This is a genomic window from Nocardia sp. NPDC055050 (assembly GCF_053608345.1).
Genome location: NZ_JBSGVG010000041.1, coordinates 43,740 through 63,815, shown reverse-complemented (window position 1 = coordinate 63,815; position 20,076 = coordinate 43,740). Strand labels below are relative to the sequence as shown.

The 20,076-nt window shown below is 68.9% G+C and carries 19 protein-coding genes; 5 read left to right on the top strand and 14 right to left on the bottom strand.

The window, feature by feature from the left end:
• Positions 1-66: 66 nt before the first annotated feature.
• The 5 genes from thpD to ACWGCN_RS30060 all read right to left on the bottom strand — a co-directional run bounded on the left by thpD (position 67) and on the right by ACWGCN_RS30060 (position 3,979).
• A complete protein-coding gene (thpD, locus tag ACWGCN_RS30080; protein ID WP_452459302.1) occupies positions 67-993 on the bottom strand; it encodes an ectoine hydroxylase in 927 nt (308 codons plus the stop codon).
• Positions 977-1,381, bottom strand: a complete 405-nt coding sequence (locus tag ACWGCN_RS30075) for an ectoine synthase (RefSeq protein WP_378627675.1) — start codon at positions 1,379-1,381, stop codon at positions 977-979. Before ACWGCN_RS30075 ends, thpD begins: the two co-directional genes overlap by 17 nt.
• The gene (ectB, locus tag ACWGCN_RS30070; protein ID WP_449966211.1) at positions 1,378-2,646 is read right to left on the bottom strand and encodes a diaminobutyrate--2-oxoglutarate transaminase; all 1,269 of its coding nucleotides are present in this window, start codon (positions 2,644-2,646) and stop codon (positions 1,378-1,380) included. The genes ACWGCN_RS30075 and ectB overlap by 4 nt, the downstream gene beginning before the upstream one ends.
• On the bottom strand, positions 2,646-3,197 hold the full coding sequence (gene ectA / locus ACWGCN_RS30065; RefSeq protein ID WP_378987753.1) for a diaminobutyrate acetyltransferase: 552 nt from the start codon (positions 3,195-3,197) through the stop codon (positions 2,646-2,648). Before ectA ends, ectB begins: the two co-directional genes overlap by 1 nt.
• 71 nt (positions 3,198-3,268) lie before the next feature.
• Positions 3,269-3,979 carry a response regulator transcription factor gene (locus tag ACWGCN_RS30060; RefSeq protein WP_378987756.1) on the bottom strand — a complete coding sequence of 237 codons (711 nt, stop codon included), beginning with the start codon at positions 3,977-3,979 and terminating at the stop codon, positions 3,269-3,271.
• A gap of 204 nt (positions 3,980-4,183) precedes the next feature.
• Here ACWGCN_RS30060 and ACWGCN_RS30055 point away from each other — a divergent pair, with 204 nt between their 5' ends.
• Positions 4,184-5,128 carry a threonine/serine dehydratase gene (locus tag ACWGCN_RS30055; RefSeq protein ID WP_452459303.1) on the top strand — a complete coding sequence of 315 codons (945 nt, stop codon included), beginning with the start codon at positions 4,184-4,186 and terminating at the stop codon, positions 5,126-5,128.
• On the opposite strand, the gene ACWGCN_RS30050 is transcribed toward ACWGCN_RS30055, so the two are convergent.
• From ACWGCN_RS30050 to ACWGCN_RS30015, 8 genes are read right to left on the bottom strand one after another with little or no spacing between them, the layout of a single operon-like run.
• Positions 5,125-5,979, bottom strand: a complete 855-nt coding sequence (locus ACWGCN_RS30050) for an SDR family oxidoreductase (RefSeq protein WP_378987759.1) — start codon at positions 5,977-5,979, stop codon at positions 5,125-5,127. The genes ACWGCN_RS30055 and ACWGCN_RS30050 overlap by 4 nt on opposite strands.
• Positions 5,980-6,012: 33 nt before the next feature.
• Positions 6,013-6,705 carry an FHA domain-containing protein gene (locus ACWGCN_RS30045; protein ID WP_452459304.1) on the bottom strand — a complete coding sequence of 231 codons (693 nt, stop codon included), beginning with the start codon at positions 6,703-6,705 and terminating at the stop codon, positions 6,013-6,015.
• A 1-nt stretch (position 6,706) separates the two neighbouring features.
• Positions 6,707-7,996 carry a VWA domain-containing protein gene (locus tag ACWGCN_RS30040; RefSeq protein WP_378987764.1) on the bottom strand — a complete coding sequence of 430 codons (1,290 nt, stop codon included), beginning with the start codon at positions 7,994-7,996 and terminating at the stop codon, positions 6,707-6,709.
• Positions 7,993-9,003, bottom strand: coding sequence for a PP2C family protein-serine/threonine phosphatase (locus ACWGCN_RS30035; protein WP_379314033.1), 1,011 nt, complete (start codon positions 9,001-9,003; stop codon positions 7,993-7,995). Before ACWGCN_RS30035 ends, ACWGCN_RS30040 begins: the two co-directional genes overlap by 4 nt.
• Positions 9,000-11,435, bottom strand: a complete 2,436-nt coding sequence (locus ACWGCN_RS30030) for a tetratricopeptide repeat protein (protein ID WP_452459305.1) — start codon at positions 11,433-11,435, stop codon at positions 9,000-9,002. Before ACWGCN_RS30030 ends, ACWGCN_RS30035 begins: the two co-directional genes overlap by 4 nt.
• The gene (locus tag ACWGCN_RS30025) at positions 11,432-12,604 is read right to left on the bottom strand and encodes a hypothetical protein (protein ID WP_452459306.1); all 1,173 of its coding nucleotides are present in this window, start codon (positions 12,602-12,604) and stop codon (positions 11,432-11,434) included. The genes ACWGCN_RS30030 and ACWGCN_RS30025 overlap by 4 nt, the downstream gene beginning before the upstream one ends.
• Positions 12,601-13,566: a glutamate ABC transporter substrate-binding protein gene (locus ACWGCN_RS30020; RefSeq protein ID WP_378987779.1), complete on the bottom strand. Its 966-nt coding sequence runs from the start codon at positions 13,564-13,566 to the stop codon at positions 12,601-12,603. The genes ACWGCN_RS30025 and ACWGCN_RS30020 overlap by 4 nt, the downstream gene beginning before the upstream one ends.
• Entirely contained in the window at positions 13,563-14,834 is a 1,272-nt protein-coding gene (locus ACWGCN_RS30015; protein WP_452459307.1) for a hypothetical protein, read from the bottom strand. The genes ACWGCN_RS30020 and ACWGCN_RS30015 overlap by 4 nt, the downstream gene beginning before the upstream one ends.
• 275 nt (positions 14,835-15,109) lie before the next feature.
• Here ACWGCN_RS30015 and ACWGCN_RS30010 point away from each other — a divergent pair, with 275 nt between their 5' ends.
• The gene (locus tag ACWGCN_RS30010; protein WP_379314038.1) at positions 15,110-15,610 is read left to right on the top strand and encodes a hypothetical protein; all 501 of its coding nucleotides are present in this window, start codon (positions 15,110-15,112) and stop codon (positions 15,608-15,610) included.
• Between the two features lie 46 nt (positions 15,611-15,656).
• Here the strand turns inward: ACWGCN_RS30010 and ACWGCN_RS30005 are convergent, their stop codons facing one another.
• Entirely contained in the window at positions 15,657-17,156 is a 1,500-nt protein-coding gene (locus ACWGCN_RS30005; RefSeq protein WP_378987788.1) for a flavin-containing monooxygenase, read from the bottom strand.
• A gap of 179 nt (positions 17,157-17,335) precedes the next feature.
• Between ACWGCN_RS30005 and ACWGCN_RS30000 the strand changes: the two genes are divergently transcribed.
• From ACWGCN_RS30000 to ACWGCN_RS29990, 3 genes are all read left to right on the top strand, one after another.
• The gene (locus ACWGCN_RS30000) at positions 17,336-18,490 is read left to right on the top strand and encodes an LLM class flavin-dependent oxidoreductase (RefSeq protein ID WP_378987791.1); all 1,155 of its coding nucleotides are present in this window, start codon (positions 17,336-17,338) and stop codon (positions 18,488-18,490) included.
• A 325-nt stretch (positions 18,491-18,815) separates the two neighbouring features.
• Positions 18,816-19,427: an HAD family hydrolase gene (locus ACWGCN_RS29995; protein WP_452459308.1), complete on the top strand. Its 612-nt coding sequence runs from the start codon at positions 18,816-18,818 to the stop codon at positions 19,425-19,427.
• Between the two features lie 67 nt (positions 19,428-19,494).
• Positions 19,495-20,076 carry a class I SAM-dependent methyltransferase gene (locus ACWGCN_RS29990; protein WP_452459309.1) on the top strand — a complete coding sequence of 194 codons (582 nt, stop codon included), beginning with the start codon at positions 19,495-19,497 and terminating at the stop codon, positions 20,074-20,076.

Below are 20,076 nucleotides of genomic sequence, written 5' to 3'. Positions count from 1 at the left end.
GCGGCCATCAGATCGGCGGCCAGCGGGCCGAGCGAGAAACCGTCGGCGGCTTCGTGGCCGACCTGTCTAGGGCGCCTGGTCCGCCAGCACCGCACCGGCTTCGGCCGAATTCTCACGCAAGGGCGTGAAATCGCGGGCGGCGATGTGTTGCGGGCGGCGCTGGGGGGCCGCGAAAGGCTCCGCCAGGGCGTTTTCCACGCTGTTGAACACCAGGAAGATGTTCGAGCGCGGGAACGGGGTGATGTTGTTCGACGAACCGTGCATCATGTTGGAGTCGAACAACAGCGCCGAACCGGCCCGCCCGGTGAACTGGGTGATCCCGTAACGGGCGGCCAGGAACGTGACATCGTCCGTCGTCGGAACCCCGATTCGCTGCTCGCGCAACGACTCCCGATAGTGACCGCTCGGCGTTTCGCCCAGGCACGGCACGAAGGTGCGGTGCGAACCGGGCATCAGCATCAAGCTGCCGTTGAACGGATAGTTGTCGGTCAACGCGATCGACAGACTCACCGCCCGCGGGGCCGGCATGCCGTCCTCGGCGTGCCAGGTCTCGAAATCGGAATGCCAGCCGAAACCACTACCACCGAAACCGGGCATGTAGTTCACCCGGGTCTGATGCAGGTACACCGGCGAACCGAGGATCTGCTCGGCTAGGCCCGCGATCCGCGATTCGGCGACCAGCTCCGCGATCGGTTTGCTGAGCTGATGCACCTGGAACACCGAACGGACCTGCCCCGCGACGGGTTCCACGATCACCCGTTCATCGCCGTAGAGCACGGGGTCGGCCGCGAGATGGCCGACCTCGGCGCCGAAGGCGGCCACCTCGTCGGGGGTGAGCAGGTCGGGGATCGTCGCGAAACCGTTCGCGTCGAATCCGATCAGCTCCGGCGAGGTGACCTGGCCCCACACCGTGGCATCGGTGCGTTCGATATGCGGGGCAGGCTCCGACAACCGGGTCGGGTAGCGGTCGAGCTGATCAGACACTGGCGCCATCCTCCTCGATAATCAGCGGATACACCCCGTTCTCATCGTGTACCTCGCGACCGGTGACCGGCGGATTGAAGACGCACAACATCCGCAGCTGGGTGCGGGCGGTGACCTGGTGACGTTCGTGTCCGTCGAGCAGGTACATCGAGCCCGGGCCCAGCTCGTACGTTGTCTGGTTGTCGAGATCGAGCAGGCTGCCCTCACCCTCGACCAGCCACACCGCCTCGACGTGATTCTGGTAGTGGAACCGGTGGACGGTGCCCGCCTCGATCGTGGTCTCGTGGAAGGAGAAACCGACCTTGTCGCCGCCGAGCACGATGCGCTTGCTGCGCCAACCCGGCCCTGCCACATCGCGTTCGGTGCCGGTGATCTCTTCGGTGGTGCGCACGATCATGCGGCACCACCACAGACGGTGTCGATCGAGGAGACCAGCACCGACAGGCCCTGATCGAGTTCATCGCTGCCCAGCGTCAACGGCGGCAGCAGTTTCACGACCTCGTCCATCGACCCCGAGGTCTCCACCAGCAGACCCTGTTCGAACGCGGTGCGGCACACCTTGCCCGCCTGCGACGGGTCGTCGAAGACGATGCCGTGCACCATGCCGCGTCCACGAGTGGACACTCCGGCATGCCGCTGCGCGACCGCGTCGAGCGTGCGACCCACGTAGGCGCCGTTCTCGGCGGTGCGCTGGGCGAGTTTGTCATCGGACCAGTACTCGCGCAGGGCGGCGGTCGCGGTGACGAAGGCGGGGTTGTTGCCACGGAAGGTGCCGTTGTGCTCACCGGGCGCCCACTGGTCGTGCTCGGGCTTGAGCAGCACCAGCGCCATCGGCAGCCCGTAGCCACCGATCGACTTGGACAGCGTCACGATGTCGGGGGTGATGCCGGCGATCTCGAAGGAGAAGAACGGGCCGGTGCGCCCGCAGCCCATCTGCACGTCGTCGACGATGAGCAGGATATCGCGCGCGGCGCACAGTCCGGCCAGGTGACGCAGCCATTCGGCGCGGGCCAGGTTGACGCCGCCCTCACCCTGCACGGTCTCCACGATCACCGCGGCGGGGCGATCGAAGCCCGAGGAGCTGTCGTCGAGGACGCGCTGCATCCAGCCGAAGTCCTCGATGGTGTTGTCGAAGTAGCCGTCGTAGGGCATCGGGGTGGAGTGCTCGAGCGGCACCCCGGCACCGGCTCGCTTGGCGGCGTTGCCTGTCACCGACAGCGCACCGAGGGTCATGCCGTGGAAGGCGTTGGTGAAGCTCAGGATGGTCTTGCGGCCGGTGACCTTGCGGGCCAGCTTGAGCGCGGCTTCGACGGCGTTCGCGCCGGTCGGGCCGGGGAACTGGACCTTGTAGTCGAGGCCACGCGGCGAGAGCAGATTGTCGCGGATGGTCTCGAGCAGTTCACGCTTGGCCACGGTCGACATGTCCAGACCGTGGGTGATGCCGTTGCTGCCGATATATTCCAGCAGCGCCTTTTTCAGAATCGGGTTGTTGTGTCCGTAGTTCAACGCGCCGGCGCCTGCGAAGAAGTCGAGGTATTCGCGGCCCTGCTCGTCGCGCAACCAGGCGCCTTCGGCGGTGCTGAAGATGGCCGGCCAGTCACGGCAGTATCCGCGCACATTCGATTCCATGGCCTCGAAAATGCTGGTGTCGGTGGTCGTGATCATCGTCGTTCCTCCTGGCGCTGAGCCGGTGAAATCACATACAGCAGCTCTGCCTCGTGTGAATCGGGGAAATCGTTTTCTTCGAACAGGTCCTCGGTGCGCAAATCGGCACCGCGTTCCCGGGCCACCGCGGAGAACAGCGCATGCGAGGCGGTGTTTCCGGGTGAGATCGTGGTTTCCAAGGTGGTGATGCCCGCGCCGGCTACCGAATCGAGCAGCGCGTGCAGGATGGCGGCGGCCAGGCCGCGGCCGCGAGCTTGCGCGTCGACGGCGATCTGCCAGACGAACAGCGTGTCCGGAGCTTCCGGGCGCACATATCCGATGACGAATCCGACGGGCTGACCGTCACTTTCGGCAACCAACGAGGTTGCGGCGAAATCGCGACACCACAGCAGGTACGCGTAGCTGGAATTGACGTCGAGTACCTGCGAATCGCGGGCGATCCGCCACAGCTGGGCACCGTCGCCCAGCCGCGGATGACGCAATCTCGGTTCCGAACCAGGGGCCGCCGCGCTGGCGGCCGGCTCGATGGACATGGTGGACGTTGTCATATATCTAACGTGCCCAGCCGACTTTGCGGTCTTTGTGTCGAGCTCTTTGCGGTTGTATGACGAATCGTTTACTACGACTGCACATCGAGGCGATACCCGAGACCGCGCACGGTAACCACGATGCGCGGGTCGGACGGGTCGCGTTCGATCTTGGTACGCAGGCGTCGCACGTGGACGTCGACGATGCGTTCGTCACCGAAAAAGCCCTGATCCCACACTCTTTCGAGCAGCACGGATCGACTCAGCACGCGGCCGGGGGTCTCCGCCAGTTCACACAGCAACCGGAATTCGGTGACCGTGAGGTGGATCTCCTCGGCGCCGCGACGCACCGCGCCCGCGTCGGCCGCCAGCACCAGTGGCGCGTGCGGATCGGCGTCGAGCACGGCCTCGGGGGTCGTGTCGCGATCGGCGGTGATGCGGGCGCGACGGCGGAGCGCGCGCATCCTGGCGGTGATCTCCTTGATTTCGAACGGCTTGCTCACGAAGTCGTCGGCCCCCGCCTCCAGGGCCGCGACCACGTCGTGGGTGTCGTAACGGGTGCTGATCACGATGATCGGCACATCGTGGTCACGACGGATCTCCCGGATGCAGTCGAAGCCGTCGGCTTCGCCGCGCATCAGGTCGACGATCATCAGATCGGGTGGCCCGTCGCTGCGCAGCCGATCGAGGGCGTCGGAAGGCACGCCTGCCTCGGCTACGGCATAGCCTTCGTCTTCCATCGCGCGACGCAGGTCGCCGCGCATCTGGACATCGTCGTCCACGATCATCAGGTTCGCGCTCATGTGTGTGCACATCCTTTGCTGACACGCCGGGCGTGCGCCGGTGCACTGGGGGGTTTCGCGTCCCCAGACCGACACGACTACCCGCCTTCGAGCTTGTTACCGATCTGTTATGTACCCAGACTGGTGCGGACGTAAACCCGTCGTAACAATTCGCCCGCTCAACGGGCGGTTCGAGGGGACGTGGCCGGTGGCATAGTCGGAGGGGTGACCCCGACTTTCGCTGATATCGAAGCCGCCGCAGCGCGCATCGACGGACTGGTTCGCCCGATCACTGTCGCACCGGCCGGACCAGGGCCGGACCCGCTCTGGTTCGCACTGGAGTTCTTGCAGTTCACCGGCACGTTCAAGGCGCGTGGTGCGCAGAATTTCGTGCGCGCGCACGCGGCAGCGGAAACGTTGCCGGACGCGGGTGTGACGATCGCCTCGGGCGGCAATGCCGGGTTGGCGTGCGCATGGGCGGCACGGGAGGCGGGGGTGCCCGCGACGGTGTTTCTGCCCGAGACCGCGCCTGCGGTCAAAATCGGTCGACTTCGTGACTACGGCGCGCGGGTGCGACTGATCGGTCCGGAATACAAGCAGGCGTTGGCCGCTTGCCGGGAATTCGCCGAGACCAGTGGTGCGCTGGCCGCCCATGCCTATGACGATACGCTCGTGGCCGCGGGCGCCGGCACGCTGATGCGCGAGATCCAGGCGCGCATCCCCGACCTGGACACGGTGCTCGTCGCCGTCGGCGGCGGTGGGTTGTTCACCGGAACGGCGGTCGCCGCACAGCATTTCGGGATTCGCACGGTGGCCGTCGAACCCGTGGGCTGTCGATCGCTGAACGCCGCGCTCGAAGCCGGTCACCCGGTGGATGTCACCGTCGACTCGATCGCCGCGGATTCCCTCGGCGCCCCGAATGTGTCGGCGATGGCCTTGGCCGCCGCCCAGCATCCGAGTGTGCGGTCGTTGCTGGTGCCCGACGAGGCGATCCGCGCGGCCAGGCAGCAGCTGTGGACCTCCCATCGCATCGCCGTGGAGAACGGCGCGGCCACCGCGATGGCGGCACTGCTCGACACCGGTTCGGGCCCGGCCTATCGGCCCGAGCCCGGCGAACGGGTGTGCGTGATCCTGTGTGGGGCCAATACCGACCCCAGCGACCTCGTCTAGCGGACCAGGGCGTTCTTGTCGACATAGTTGGTCATCGCGGAGTTCAAACCGCGCATGGCCAAGGTGTAGCCGTAAGGGAAGTACCGCTGACCCCAGTGGGCCAACTGGATGTCGCGGGAGGTGTAGACCCAGTAGCGGTTGCGCTCGACACCCTTGATCACCGACGTGGCCGCCTGCTCCGGGGTGACGGCGTGGCGCATGAACAGCCTGATCGCCTTGTTCAGCGCCGCGTTGTCGCGGTCGACGCCCGCGATGTCGACGCTGTCGACCATCGGGGTGGCCATCGCGCCGGGGCAGACCAGGCTGACGCCGATCTTGTGGCGGCGCAGGTCGAACCGCAGCACCTCCGAGACACCGCGCAGGCCGAACTTGGTGGCGCTGTAGGGCGCGTGCCACGGTAGACCGAAGATGCCCGCCGCCGAGGACACGTTCACCAGGTGACCGCCGCGACCGGCGGTGATCATCGGGCGCACGAACTCCTCGATGATGTGGATGGGGCCCATCAGGTTGATGTCGACGGTGCGGCGCCACTGCTGGGGCGTGAGCTTGTCGACGGTGCCCCAGGTGGCGATGCCCGCCACGTTCATGACGATGTCGACATGGCTCACGGCCTCGAAAGTATGGGCGGCGAGACCGACGACCGCGGAATGGTCGCTGACGTCGGCCGCGTGCGCGAGATGCACCGTCGCCCCGGCCGCGCGCAGTTCCTCGGCGGTGGTGGCGAGCGTGTCGGCCGTGATGTCGGTGAGGACGAGCGAGGCCCCCTTCGCGGCGGCCGCGAACGCCGTGGCGCGGCCGAGGCCGCTGGCGGCACCGGTGATCAGGCAGGTCTTCCCGTCGAACTTCGTCATGGTCCCGACCCTACGTTTGGTGAACAGATGCGTCTACGGTTCCGCGGTGATCGCAATGGTGGTCCAGCCGCCGACATGGATCCGGCTGCCTTCGCGCAGTGCGACCGCCTGCTGCGGTGTGATCGATGATTCGGCGCCGTCCAGGCTGGTTCCGTTGGTGGAACCGAGGTCGGTGATGGTGAGCGCGCCCCTCTGATCGACCTGGATCATCGCATGCGCGCGGGAGACGCCGATATCCGCCGGGGCGATGCCGAGGTCGATCTCGGGCACGATCCCTTGCGAGGCCGATCGTTTTCCGATCAGGAACTGGTTGCCACGCAAGATGATTCGACGTTCGGGGTAGAAGTCCGGGAATTCGACACGCTCGGCATCGGGTCCCTTGCGGGCTTGGACGCGCGCGTAGAACTCGCGGTCGGCGAAGATCCGCGCGACCCACTCCCCGGATCGGCCACTGTCGGGGGGCGCGCCGGCAGCGATCATGGTGGGGTCGAATCCGGGATCGGCCGATTCCGCGCGATCACCGGGACGCGAGGACGTCGCTGTCGCCGGTGGCAGGGCGGAATCGTGGCCGCATCCTTCGCAGAAGCGTCCGCTGGTCGGCGCGTGGCAGTTCGGGCACAGGCGCAGAGCCGCCGGGTCGGGCGCGGGCGCCGTGCCCAGAGCCGATCCGCACACATCGCAGTAGTCCGTCGACCGCGACTGGTGTCCGTCCGCGCACATCGGCATGTCAGCCGCCCTCCGGCCGCACCCGGGCGGTCTTGGTGGAGCGGATGTCGAGGGCGAGTTCGTCGGCCGCGGCGACCTGGCCGCGCAGCTTCACGGTGCCGTCGTGCTCGACCTCGACCACACCGCGCAGCAGTTTGGCGGTGGACTCGTGGCCGGAGGCGGCGGCGAGTTCCACCGCGCGACGCAGCTTCGCGGTCGCGGTGGTGACATCGCCGGTGCGGCGCGCCGCCAGACCTTCCTGCACGGCCTGGGCCAGTTCGACCTGGCCGGTGTAGTGGGCGACGCGGGTACTGATGCGGGTCGACAGCGTCGAATCGGTGGTCCAGACCGCGCGCACCAGGCCCTGGCCCAGTACCTCGTCGCCGGCCAGCACACTCAGCCGCGCGGCCAGCTTCTCCCGGCCCGGCGCGGCCGGTTCCAGTTCGATCTGCACGTGGTATTCGCGCTCCTCGGCGGCCCACGACGACAGCGGGTAGTCCCCCACCTGCGCACCCACGTCGATCCGGCGCCCGGTCAGATCCTCGAGCACCGGCGAGACCTGTTTGACCATCCGCACCCGCGCACCGGCCGGAGTCCACACCTTCAGCGTCAGTTCCGGGATCACGCGCGCGGCCGAGGAACGCATCATCGCGGCGAAATCTCGGGCCAGGTCCTTCGGATCGGCGACGATGTTCGCGTCCCCGGACAGTTTCGAGGCGATCTTGCGCACTTCCTCGGCGACCCAGTCGTCGCCGACACCGCGGCAGTCGCAGACGAAAAGCCCTTCGGCACGGTCGAGTTCGGTCGCGAGCTCCTGCGGGGTCTCGTGCTCGTTCTTGCCGTCGGTGAGCAGAATCGCGTGCGCCTGCGCGCCGGGGTGCGCGGCGGCGACCTCGCGGGCCAGCGCCAGCCATGAACCCATCGCGGTGCCGCCGTCGGGCCGCAACCGATCCAGGGCTCGCCGGGCCGAGGCGCGATGTGTGCGGTCGGCGGGGGCGGACAGGGTGTTGTCGCTCGGGTAGATCATCCGGGCCGACTCGGTGCCCTCGATGATGGCGAACGCGGTGCCGTCGGGGATCTCGTCGAGCGCGGTGCGGGTGGCGTTGCGCGCGTTCTCGAATTTGCGCTTGTTACCCATCGATCCGGAGCAGTCGATGATCAGGATCTCGAGCCGCGGCGGCGGTGTCGCGACGGCGGCGAGTTCGGGACCGGTGGTCACCGTCAGCACCGCGTCCACCACGCTCGCGCCTTCGGCGAGGAATTCGTTCTGGTCGACGGCGATCGAGATGCCGGCTGTCTCAGGGGAACTCATAACACTCCTGGTTCGGGCGATACGGCAACGGGCACCGGAGCCAGGGCGACGGTGATGTTGTCACTGCCCCCGCTGTTGAGGGCGAAGTCGGCGAGCGCGCGAGCGGCGGCCTGCGGCGACGTCTCGACGGTGAAGCCGGCGAGCGCGACCGCCTCGGGCAGGTAGTTCCACAGGCCGTCGCTGCACAGCAGCAGCGTGCCCGGCTCGGTGGCGAGCATGCGTTGCAGGCAGTTCGCCGACCACGGTGCTTCGCCACCGTCGGCGCCGAGCCAGCGCAGCAGGGTGTGGGCGCGCGGGTCGTTCATCGCCGCGGTCTCGTCGAGGGCGCCCGCGTCGACGAGAGCCTGGGCCCAGGAATCGTCGACGCTGAGCCGGCGTGACGCGGTCGGATCGCCCGCCGCCAGCCAGAATGCCCTGCTGTCACCGACATTGGCGACGGTGATGTCGGTACCCACGCTCGTCTCGCGCACGATCGCGGAGACATAGGTGCACGACGGCGCGTACTCGGGGGTGCGTGACATGCCGCGCACCGCGGCGGTCGCCGCCGCCAGGCCCGCCATCGCGGCATCGGAGTCGGCCCTGCCCTCGGCCAGGGCGGCCAGCGCGGCGTCGACACCGGTGCGGGCGGCATTGCCGGAGGCCGCCTGCGGATCCTGGGAAGTGGAGACGCCGTCGCTGACCACGATCACCCGGATGCCGTCGCCCTCGCGCACCGCGGCCGCGACCGCGTCTTCGTTGCGGGAGTGGCTGATTCCGCGGTCGGTGAGGACATACACCGCGCCGAGGTCTTCCTCGAAACGGTCAGGGACAGGCTTGGGGCTGCCGCATTTGACGCAGTAGCCGCCCTCGTAGCGGCGTTCACCGCAGGTCGAGCACTGCGGCACCGCGACCGGATCATGTACGGGCAGTGCGACTTTGCGCACGCCGAGTTCGCGACCGCAGCCTTCACAGAAGCGGTGTCCCGCCCGCGCCGAGCCCGCGCAGTCGGCACAGCCCGGCGCCGTCACAGGGTGGTCCTGGGGCGCACCGAGTTCGCCTGGTCCACCAGGACGAATCGGGTCCACATGTCGTCGGCCTCGCGCGCCAGTGTCCGCAAGCATCGTTCCAATCCCGTCCGCACGCCCTGCTCGGTGAATTCCACGTCCAACAGCTTGCCTGGTGTCCTCGGTTGCTGTCCCGACCGGATCCAGTTCAGGGCCGCCTCGAGGACGACCATCCGCACCTGCGCGGTGCGTGTGCGCGAGTCGAGGCGCAAGTGGTCGACGCGCTCGCCGGTCCGGCGGAGCAGGTCCTCGTCGAGGTCGGCCGGATCCCGGTGCGTCAGTAGCGTTTCGACGGCGGAGAGCCGGGCCTCGGTGAACATCGAGGAGGTGCGGTCGACCTGATCGAGGACCGCCACCGCGCCCGTGCGGTCGCCGTCGGCGCGGCGCAGTCGCGCGGCGCCGAAGGCGGCCGACAGATAGGTGTGGTCGGTGCGCCAGACCGTTTCGTAGAGCGCCAGCGCGCGGCCGAGCTCGAAGGCTCCGGTGTCGGGCTGCTCGCCGCGGGCGCCTGCACCGAGCTCCAGGGCGGCCGCCAGCGCGAGTTTGGGAGCGGATTCACCGGGCAGTGCCGCGTAGACGGACTCGAAATCGGCGACCGCATCGGCATAGTCGCCGGTGAGCAGGGCGGCCTTGGCTCGATACCAGACGGGGCGCCAGTCGAATTCGAGCTCGGCGTCCAAGGCGGCCAGCCGGGTCAGCGCCGCTGCCGCGTCACCCGCTTCGAGCTCGGCGCGCACCAGTCGCAGCGGGATCTCGACCGACTCGCCCGATCCGGTCACCACCGCGCGCAGTCCGGCGGTGAGTGCCCGCTCGAGTTCGGCCGGGGTCGCGGCATCGGTGGTCGCCAGCAGGGCGGCGCCACTGTCGCCGGGGTCGACCAGCGGGGCGGGCAGGCCGGCGATGAGGGCGCCCGGTTCGGGTGTGACACTGTCGATGCCGAAGACGGCACGGGCGGGACCGAACTGGCTCGACATGCCGGGCCGTGGGATGCCGTCGCCGGTCGCCAGCACCTCGCGCAGCACACCGGTGAGCTGGTCGGCCATTTCGCTCGTCGAGGCGAAACGCGCCAGTGGGTCGGGGTCGGTGGACCGCTGCAGGAATCGGTACAGCGAATCATGTTCGGCCAGTACCGGTTCGGTCTCGGGACCGGGGATCGGGCCGAGCTTGCCGTCGACGGAGGGCACTCGCATCATCAGCACGGCCAGTGTGCGGCCCGCGGTGTAGATCTCGGTGGCCACCGTCGGCCCGGTTTCGGCGATCTCGGGTGCCTGGTAGCCGAGGGTGCCGTAGATGGGGCTGGTGCGGTCGTCCATCGCGATCACCGCACCGAGGTCGATCAGCTCGAGGCGTTCCTCGGTCTGCATCACATTGTCGGGCTTGAAATCGCAGTAGGCCCAGCCGCGAGCGTGCAGATAGCCGAGGGCGGGCAGCATTTCCAGCACATAGGCGATCGCCTGCGCGGGCGGCAGATAGCGCTGGGTTTCGGCGCGGTGGGCGCGCAGGATCTGCTTGAGCGAGGTGCCGCCGACATAAGCCATGACGATGTAGCCGACGGGTTCGCCGTCGGCGTCGGCGTGTTCGGTGAAGTTGTGGATCTTGACGATGTTGGGGTGGTCGACCTCGGCGAGGAAACGCCGTTCGGCCAGGGCCGCGGCCAGGGCGTCGGCGTCGCCGGTGTCGATGAGCCCTTTCAGGACCACCCAGCGTTTGTTGACGGCGCGGTCGGTGGCCAGATAGATCCAGCCGAGACCACCGTGGGCCAGCGCCCCCGCCACTTCGTACTGGCCGCCGACGAGATCGCCTGCCCGCAGCCGGGGCACGAAGGAGTAGCGGGTGCCACAGTGCGGGCAGAACCCGGCGGTGCGGCCGGGAACACCGGCCTGGCCGCGCCCGACAGGCTTGTCACACTTGCCGCAGAAGCGGTCGGATTCGGGCACCTGGGGGTCGGTGAGCACCGCCGTGGCCGGGTCGACGCGCGGGACCGGCGGCACTTCGACGAGCCCGGCGCCGAGCCTGCCGCGCGCGGCCGAACGCGCCGAGCCGGACCGGGTTCGCACCGAGCGGCTCGAGGTGCGCCCGCTCGCGCTGACCGTCGACGCGGACGGACTGTGCATCGGACCCGTCACCGTGGCCGGTGCGGTACCGCAGGTGTCGCAGTAACCGTCGACGATCGTGCCGTCGCACTCGGGTTCGCCACAGGCGCCGGGAACCGGCACGAGTATCGGTGGCGGCTGCGGGTTCGCCCTGCGCGGCTGCGCTGTCGTGCGCCCCGATCGGCCGTTGCCCGCGAGGCCGGCCTGCGGTACCGGTGGCGCGCTCGCGACGGGCGCGGTACCGCACAGTGCGCAGTAGCCGTCCTCGATCGTGCCGCCGCACCCCGGTTCACTACACCTCATGCTGTCCGCCCCGCTTTCTCCCCGATGATCGAACGATAGTCCGCGACGGCCCGGGTGACCGCGGCCAGATCGCACGGCGTGCGGGTGAGCAGACCGGCCGCGATCCGGTCGGCGGCGAGCACATCCCGGTCCTCGCTCACTCCGAGCCGCGAGGCCTTCGCACGGTAGGCGGTGAGTCTGCCGCGCAGTTCGGCGCGCCGATCGAGCAGACCACGCGCCAATTCCTCACGCCGTGTGGCCTTTTCGGCAGCGTCGCCTGCCCGCACGCGCAGCGCGAGCAGATGTTCCACTGTCGGCCGATCGGGTGTACCGCCGAGAGTGTCGAGTTCGGTGCGCAATCTCGTGGCCAGCTCGCCGCCGTCGGGTAGCTCGCCGGTCGCGACCTTGTGCTGAGCCTGGGTGACGGTGCCGTCGGCGCGATCTTGCCGTTCGCCGAGATCGGCCAACTGTGCGCGCAGGGCGGCGACAGCGCCGGGCAGATCGGCGGCAACGGCGAGATGGTCGCTGTGGCGGGCGGATTCGGTATCGATCAGCGCCGTGAGCGAGGCGAGGGCGCCGGCGATCTCACCCGGCCCGAAACCGAGCGGATCGGTGCCCGCGCGACCCAAGAGCGTGGACAGTGGTTCGGTGGCCGCGTCCAGCGCGCCACGCGCTTGCTCGACGCGCTGTTGCAGCGGGGCGAGTGCGCCGAGCACCTGTTCATCGACCGCCGCGACCTCGTCGGCGAACGGGGCGACGAAGGCGAACGCGGCGCGCATCCGGTCCAGGCAATCGGCGATGCCGACTGTCACGACGGTCTCACTGGGACCGGTCAGGCCGCGCTGCGCCAAGGGGATCGGGATCCGCGCCACCTCGTGCGGGCGACCGCGCAGCAGCTCGGTGAGCCGCCCCCGCGACCGGTCGTCGACCCTGCCGCGACCGGCCCGCACCGCCTGCGCCTCGCCGAGGATGGCGCGCACCCGCCCCAGGTCCTCCCAGAGTTCGCCCAGTGCCTTCTCCACCGGCGCCCACCGACGCGCGGTCTCCCCCGTCGGCGGATAGCGGCGGACCAGGGCCAGGCCGGGGTGGCGGTCCAGTTCCAGCAGGGTCGTGGTCACCGTCGCCAATTCCGCTGTGCGCCCCGCCAGTTCACGATCGATCTCGAGCACGCCGAGCATCGGCCAGCTCATCCGACGTACCGGGGTACCGGCGGCCCCTGCGAGGGGCCCAGAGTCGACAGGTGCTGGGCGTAGATCCGCTGCCAGGTGCCGTCGGTACGGGCGCGGTCGAGGACGCCGTTGACGAAACGCACCAGCTCGTCGCTGCCGCGCGGCACCCCGACGGCGTAAGCGCCCGCGCCGATCGGGTCGCCGACGACCTCGAGATTGTGGTCCTGGGCGACCAGCCCCGCCAGGATCGGCTCGTCCCCGCTGATCGCGTCGACGGTGCCCTGCTGCAGCGCCACCAGGCAGTCGGTCCAATTGGTCACGCCGAGCACGGTGGGTGGGGTCGGCAGCGTGAACAGCGGCGCGGCGGCGGTGGTGCCCTTCGCGACGCAGACCCGCTTGCCCGCGAGCCCGGCGCCGTTGGTGATGCCCGCGCCGTGCGGGGCCGCGATGCGCTGCGCCGCACGGTAGTACACGCTGGAGAAGTCGACCTCACGGCGGCGTTCGCAGGTCGCCGAGAAGGTGCGCACGATCATGTCGACCTTCTTCTCCTGCAACAGCGGGATCCGGTCGGCCGCGGTGACGGAACGCAGTTCGATCTTGTCCGGGTCACCGAACAGATCGCGCGCGATCTCCCTGGCCAGGTCGATGTCGAAACCCTCGAGTTTGCCGGTCGACGGGTTGCGGAAGCCGAACATGTAGGTGTTCTGATCGACGCCGACCCGCAGCCTGCCGTTGGCGATGATGGCGGCCATCGCCGACCCCGCGGGCATCGCACCCGGTCGCGGCTGGGTCGTCGGCGCCAATGTCGCTTCGGTATCGCAGGTTCCGGTGCCCTCGGCGGTCGGCGCCGAGGTGATCGCCTCGGCGCCGGGCAGCGGTGGGGCGACGGCGGTGGCGGCGATGGTCGACGGTTCGGGGGCGTCGGCACAGCCCGCGACCAGCGCGACGGCCGCGGCGAGCGCGACCAGCAGTGGACGCCTCACAAGAACTCCTTGAGTCGTGGCCAGAGTCCGGAGATCACCGCGCCGGCCGCGGCCAGCAGCAGGAGCAGGGTGCCGAAGGGGCTGAGGGTCAACGATGTTGCGGCGGCGGCGACACCGTCGCGCAGGTCGTCGCGGGCCTGGGCGAGGTCGTCGCGCAGTTCCTGGTCGAGGCGGGCGAAGCTGGTGGCCGAGCTGTCGGGGCCGGTGCCGATCGCCTGGGTGACCGCGCCGGGATAGTCGGCCTTCTCGTAGGCGGTGCGCTGGGCATTGTGCCCCGCGTTCCAATTCGTCAGCGCGCGTTCGGCATCGGAGTCGCCGCCACCGGCCGCGGTGAGGCGCCCGCGCAGGTCGCCGCTGTGGGTTTGGAAGGCCTTCTCCGTGGCGGTGATGTCGCCGCGGGTGATCAGGGCCAGGGTTTCGTCGGTGCGGGCCTGCTGGGCCAGGATGCGGGCCCCTGCCAGGTTCTCCACGCGCGCTCCGGCGCCGGAACTTCCGTCCTCGAGCAATTGCGCGGCGGTCGAGGTGGCGCCCGCGGTCCACAGCAGCGCCACCAAAGCGGCCAGCGCCGCCATCGCCAGGCCGGTGTTCACCAGGCGGTTCGTCCGGCGCAGCAACACGATCGACCCGACCAGGCACACCGCGAGGACCAGCAGCAGGAGCACGATGCTCGTCAACGGCAGCGCGCCGATGCGCTGCTGGTCCTCCCGCACCGCGGCGAAGCGGGCCTCGCTGAGTTGTTCGGCATTGGGCAGCAGCGATGTCTGCATCAGATCCGAGGCCTGGCGCAGATACGCCGAACCCACCGGGAAGCCCTGACGATTGTTGGCGCGCGCGGTCTCCACCAAGCCCGTGTAGGTCGGCAGGTCGGCGGCGATGCGGGCGACGATCGCCCTGGTCTGCGCGTCGGTGGCACCGGCGGTCGCCTCCGCCAGGGCGGCGGCGGCCTCGGCGAGCGCCTGCTCGTGGGTGTCTCGCACCTGTGGCGATTCGATGCCACCGGACAGGAAGGCCGTCGCGGCGCCCGCGTCGGCGGCCGAGAGCGATACATACAGACTCTGCGCGGCGAAGGCCAGCGGCTCGGTCCGATCCAGCACCTGTTCGGTGCGCACGATCTTGGCGTCGAGCTGTCGTCCCGCCGTCGATCCGGCAACCAGGCAGGCCACCGTGGTCACGACGAGGACCACCCCGATCGCACCTGGTGTCGTCGCGGCGAATCGCCGCAGCCACGTCCCCGCGTCACGGATGGTCGCCGGTAGGCGAGATCCCACACCGTCCTCCTTCATCTCCCCGGGCGGTGTCTTCGATCGCGATAGTACGGGAGCCGCTGAAAGTTCGCCCGGGTGAAGGAAATCGGCCGAAACGCGACAGCGAGCAGGCCCGCCACGCGGCCCAGCGACCCGGTGCGGACACGCAAGAATCCACTGCGGCCGATTCCTGACCGCGACAGCCCCCGAATTCGTGGCACAAGTTCGTCGACAGTGACCCCTAACGGGTAGGACTACACTCTTTTCCTACGGTGACCCTCGGGTAGATCGGAGTCGACATGTCGAAGTTGATGAACTCCTTGTCCGAAGACGAGTACGTCCTGATCCGCGGCACAAAGAAAGCGCAGATGGCCGACCTCGACGAAGAGGCGCTGATCCGGCTGCATACCCGCGTGCGGCGGGCGCGCAACAAATTCGTCAAGGTGTACCGCCGATCCGGCGCGGCCAAGGTAGAAGCCAAGGGAGCGCGCGGCGCCGGAAAATCGGCGAATACCCACAACGCCGGCAAAGCGGAAGTCTTCGAAAGCGCGCTCAGCAGGGTGAGCCGCCAGCTGGCCACGGCCTCGAAACGCAATGCCCGCAAGTTGAAGGCCGAGAGGCTCGCCCGCGCCCGCAAGGACGCGCCGTCGTTCAGCGATATCGGCGACAGTGACGGGAAGGTGCGCTCCGCGGGGAAAGCGCGCACCGACGCCACCCGCGAGTCCTCCGGTCGAAAGAAGTTCGAGGCCTCCAGCATCGCCGCGGGGGCACGGCGCCAAGCCGCGAAGGACGGGCGCTAGCTCCGAGGAGAGCTAGCGCTGCCACCGGCGATCGTCAGTAGCGCGCCTAGGCGCCGATGCTCTCCGCGCCCGGCTCCACGCTGGTGCCGGTCTTGCTGAACTGGAGCACGCCGTCCTCGATCGGCGCCTTGTGCATCAGGGTGCGGTCCCGGTAGTAGTTGTTGACCAGTTTCCAGGCACCGCGCGCGCCCTGGCGGGGCATGGCGTCGTTGCCCCGCTGGATGTAGCCCGAGGTGAGGGCGCCACCCATGAGCGACTCGTCGGCGATGTCGTCGGGGTTGGCGTGCACCTCGAAGGTGGTGTAGCCGCGGTCGCGCATGATGTTGAGCACGCGGCACAGGTACGCGGCGGCGAGGTCGGCCTTCAGGGTCCAGGAGGCGTTGGTGTAGCCGATGATCATCAGGAAGTTCGGGATGTCGGAGTACAGGACGCTCTTGTAGGCGACCGTCTCGTTGAACTTCACCGGAGCGCCGTCGATGGTGAGCGTGATGCCGCCGAGCATCTGCACGTTCAGGCCGGTGGCGGTGACGATGATGTCGGCCTCGAGCTCCTGGCCCGACTCGGTCAGGATGCCCTTCTCGGTGAACTTCGCGATGCGGTCGGTGACGATGTCGGCCTTACCGCTCTTGAGCACCTTGAACAGGTCACCGTTGGGCACCACGCACAGGCGCTGATCCCACGGGTTGTAGCTGGGGGTGAAGTGGCGCAGGTCGACCTTCTTGCCGAGCTGCAGGCGCACCTGCGCGAGCATGAGCTTCTTGGCCAGCTCGGGGTTGGTGCGCGAGAGCTGGAAGCTGGCGCGCTGCAGGGCGATGTTGCGGGCGCGACCGATCTTGTAGGCGACGGCGTCGGGCACGCGCGACTTCTTGAAACCGATCGCGACCGGGTCGTCCGACGGCAGCGCCTGGATCCAGGTGGGCGAGCGCTGCAGCATGGTGACGTGCGCGGCGGTGTCGGCCATCGACGGGATCAGCGTGATCGCGGTGGCGCCGGAACCGATGACGACGACCTTCTTGCCTGCGTAATCCAGATCCTCCGGCCAGTGCTGCGGGTGCACGATCTGACCCTTGAAGTCGTCCTGACCGGGGAATTCGGGCTGGTAGCCCTTGTCGTAGTTGTAGTAGCCGCTGGCGCCGACGACGAAGTTCGCGGTCCAGGTCTCGGTCTCGCCGGTCGCCTCGATCACGGCCTGCACGGTCCACAGCGCGGTGCCACGATCGAAATCGGCGGTGACGACCTTGCGGCCGAACGTGATGTGGTCGGTGACGCCGTATTCCTTGGCGGTGTCCTCGACGTACTGCCGGATGCTGGCGCCGTCGGCGAGCACCTTGGTGCCGATCCAGGGACGGAAGCCGAAACCGAAGGTGAGCATGTCCGAGTCCGAGCGGATGCCGGGGTACTTGAACAGGTCCCAGGTACCACCGATGTTCTCGCGGCGCTCGAGGATCGCGTAGGTGCGTCCGGTCTGCTCGCGAGTCAGGTGACAGGCCGTACCGATTCCGGAGAGGCCAGCGCCGATGATCAGTACGTCGACATGCCGCGTCATTGAGGAAACTCGTTTCGTAGGGTCGCCGGCCCGAGCACCGTCGCCCGAGCTTTTCACGAGGTTACGTGTTTCGCTTAGTTACGTCTAGTTCGGCATGCTCGCGCTGCGGCGTGTCGGGGGTTGCGCGCACGGTGATCGGAATCCGTGACGGGGGCGAGCGCACCGGTCAGCATCGAGGGATGACCGATCACCGACTGTCGTTTCACTGGTTCCTGCCCACCTACGGCGACTCACGCGGCCTGATGGCGGGCGGACACGGGAGCTTCATGTCCGGTGATCGCCCCGCGACCCTGCGCTATCTCAACCAGCTCACCGCCGCGGCCGAGGACAACGGCTTCGAGGGTGTCCTGACCCCGACCGGCGCCTGGTGCGAGGACGCGTGGCTGACCACCGCCATGCTCGTGCAGACCAGCGAGACGCTGAAGTTCCTGGTCGCGCTGCGTCCCGGCCTGACCAGCCCCACCCTGGCCGCCCAGATGGCGGCGACGTTCCAGCGGCATTCCGCCGGGCGGCTGCTGCTCAATGTCGTCACCGGTGGCGAGCAGCGCGAGCAGGAGGCCTACGGCGACTTCCTGGACAAGGCCGAGCGCTACGCGCGCACCGGCGAGTTCTTGCACATCGTGCGCGAGCTGTGGTCGTCGACCGAGCCGTTCAGCTTCACCGGCGAGCACCTGCGGGTGAAGGACGCGATCCTCAGCGCCCGTCCCGATCCGGTTCCGCCGGTGTTCTTCGGCGGTTCGTCAGGGCCAGCCGGGCCGATCGCCGCCCGCTACGCCGACACCTACCTCACCTGGGGCGAACCGGTGGACGCGGTCGCGAAGAAACTGGACTGGATCCGCGGACTGGCCGCGATCGAGGGCCGCACCGTCGACTTCGGCCTGCGCATCCACGTGATCAGCCGCGACACCGCCGCCGAGGCGTGGACCGAGGCCGAACGGCTCCTCGACGGCATCTCACCCGGTGAGATCGAACGGGTGCAGGCGAACCTGGCCAAGAGCGACTCCGAGGGGCAGCGCCGGATGGCGCGTCTGCACAACGGGCGCACCGACGGGCTCGAGATCGCCCCGAATCTGTGGGCGGGCGTCGGCCTGGTGCGCGGTGGCGCGGGCACGGCGCTGGTCGGGTCGCACGCCGAGGTGGCCGATCGACTGCTCGAGTACGCCGCCATCGGGATCGACCACTTCATCCTGTCCGGGTATCCGCATCTGGAGGAGGCGTACTGGTTCGGCGAGGGCGTGCTGCCGATCCTGGAGCGCAAGGGCGTGTGGACCCATCCCTCACGGCCGGTGTCGGTGCCCACCGTCGCGCCGTTCACCGCGGCCGCCAGTAGCTGACGACTCCGGGCGCGCCCCCGGTTCAGGGTCGCGCCCCGGGGTTCGAAACCCTGGAACGGCAGTCACTGCACGATTGCCCTTACTGCTGTTTGCCGGGTGGCACGCTGTCCCAACATCTTTCGATGGGCGTGTGACCTGCGGGTTATCCGGTTACCCAGCGGTAGGACTCAAATGCCATGACGCACAGCGTGCTTGGCTGCACCGCACTCCCCCAACCGATTTCGGCATCGAGTGCAGCCGGGGTTCCACGTGAATCAGTGCGGTTCGGGACAGGTCCGGGCAGCGATCCACAGGGCCGGTGGCCCTCGGCGATAGGCTCGACAACGTGACTCTCACCGTCGGCTTCGACCTGGACATGACGCTCATCGATTCACGTCCGGGCGTCGCCCTGGCGATCGACACCCTCGCGCGCGAGTTCGATCTCCCGATGGACGGTTCACACTTCGCCGAACACCTCGGCCCGCCACTGGCCACGCTGCTCGGCGACGCGGGCGCGCCCGACGATCTGATCCCCCACCTGGTCACCCGGTACCGCGAGCTGTACCCGGACGTCATCGGCCACATCGGCGCCCTCCCCGGCGCGGGCGACGCACTGGCCGCCGTGCGGGCCGGCGGTGGGCGGACGTTGGTCGTCACCGGCAAATTCGAGCCGCACGCGCGCCTGCACGTCGACCATCTCGGCTGGCGGGTCGATCGCCTCGCCGGTGACCTGTGGGCGACCGGAAAGGCCGACGTGTTGCGCGAGGAGTCGGCCCACGTCTTCGTCGGCGACCACGCGGGCGACATGCGTGGCGCCAAGGCGGCGGGCGTGGTGGCCGTCGGCGTCACGACCGGACCCTACGACGCCGACGGATTGTGGACCGCGGGCGCCGATGTGGTCCTGGACGATCTCACCCGGTTCGGCGAATGGCTGTCCGAGCACGCATCCGGGCGATAGTCCTCGAAACAGCTTGTGACGCACACCAGTTCCGGAACCCATCCGCGGCCCGGCGCGTTCACCGGTCATGCCGACCGACCCCTACTGGAACCACAACACGCACTACCACCCCTGGGTACTCGATCAGGTGCCCGACACTGCCCGCACGGCATTGGACATCGGCTGCGGTGACGGGTTACTCGCCCGCAAATTAGCGACCCGCTGTGACGCGGTGCTCGGCGTGGACATCGATGACCGGGTCATCGCCAACGCGCCCGCCGCCCCCAACGTCCACCTCGAACACGCCGACTTCCGCGACCTCGACCAAACCTTCGACGTGGTCACCGCCGTCGCCACCTTGCACCATGTCCCGGTACGTGAGGGCGTCACCGCCCTGCGCCATCTCGTCGCCCCCGGCGGCACCCTCGCGGTGGTCGGCCTCTGGAAGATGCACCCGGTCAGCGACTTCCACTACCTCCCCCTCCTCCCCGCGATCTGGGGCCTGGATCGGTGGCGGCGCCGGTCGCACGGCGGCCCCGATGTCGCGCTGGCCGACCCACGCGAAACCCTCGCCGAAATCCGTTCCGCCACCGCCGAACACCTGCCCGGTGCCGAGATCCACCGCCGCCTGATGTGGCGCTACACGCTGCGCTGGCAGCGCCCACGCTGA

What these genes read in the sequence shown, in the direction of transcription:
- ACWGCN_RS30005 (WP_378987788.1), bottom strand. Translation starts at nt 17,156, where the DNA reads ATGACGCGGCATGTCGACGTACTGATCATCGGCGCTGGCCTCTCCGGA.
- ACWGCN_RS30000 (WP_378987791.1), top strand. Translation starts at nt 17,336, where the DNA reads ATGACCGATCACCGACTGTCGTTTCACTGGTTCCTGCCCACCTACGGC.
- ACWGCN_RS30040 (WP_378987764.1), bottom strand. Translation starts at nt 7,996, where the DNA reads ATGAGTTCCCCTGAGACAGCCGGCATCTCGATCGCCGTCGACCAGAAC.
- ACWGCN_RS29990 (WP_452459309.1), top strand. Translation starts at nt 19,495, where the DNA reads ATGCCGACCGACCCCTACTGGAACCACAACACGCACTACCACCCCTGG.
- thpD (WP_452459302.1), bottom strand. Translation starts at nt 993, where the DNA reads ATGGCGCCAGTGTCTGATCAGCTCGACCGCTACCCGACCCGGTTGTCG.
- ACWGCN_RS30060 (WP_378987756.1), bottom strand. Translation starts at nt 3,979, where the DNA reads ATGAGCGCGAACCTGATGATCGTGGACGACGATGTCCAGATGCGCGGC.
- ACWGCN_RS30050 (WP_378987759.1), bottom strand. Translation starts at nt 5,979, where the DNA reads ATGACGAAGTTCGACGGGAAGACCTGCCTGATCACCGGTGCCGCCAGC.
- ACWGCN_RS30045 (WP_452459304.1), bottom strand. Translation starts at nt 6,705, where the DNA reads ATGCCGATGTGCGCGGACGGACACCAGTCGCGGTCGACGGACTACTGC.
- ACWGCN_RS30010 (WP_379314038.1), top strand. Translation starts at nt 15,110, where the DNA reads ATGTCGAAGTTGATGAACTCCTTGTCCGAAGACGAGTACGTCCTGATC.
- ACWGCN_RS30030 (WP_452459305.1), bottom strand. Translation starts at nt 11,435, where the DNA reads ATGAGGTGTAGTGAACCGGGGTGCGGCGGCACGATCGAGGACGGCTAC.
- ACWGCN_RS30025 (WP_452459306.1), bottom strand. Translation starts at nt 12,604, where the DNA reads ATGAGCTGGCCGATGCTCGGCGTGCTCGAGATCGATCGTGAACTGGCG.
- ectA (WP_378987753.1), bottom strand. Translation starts at nt 3,197, where the DNA reads ATGACAACGTCCACCATGTCCATCGAGCCGGCCGCCAGCGCGGCGGCC.
- ACWGCN_RS30075 (WP_378627675.1), bottom strand. Translation starts at nt 1,381, where the DNA reads ATGATCGTGCGCACCACCGAAGAGATCACCGGCACCGAACGCGATGTG.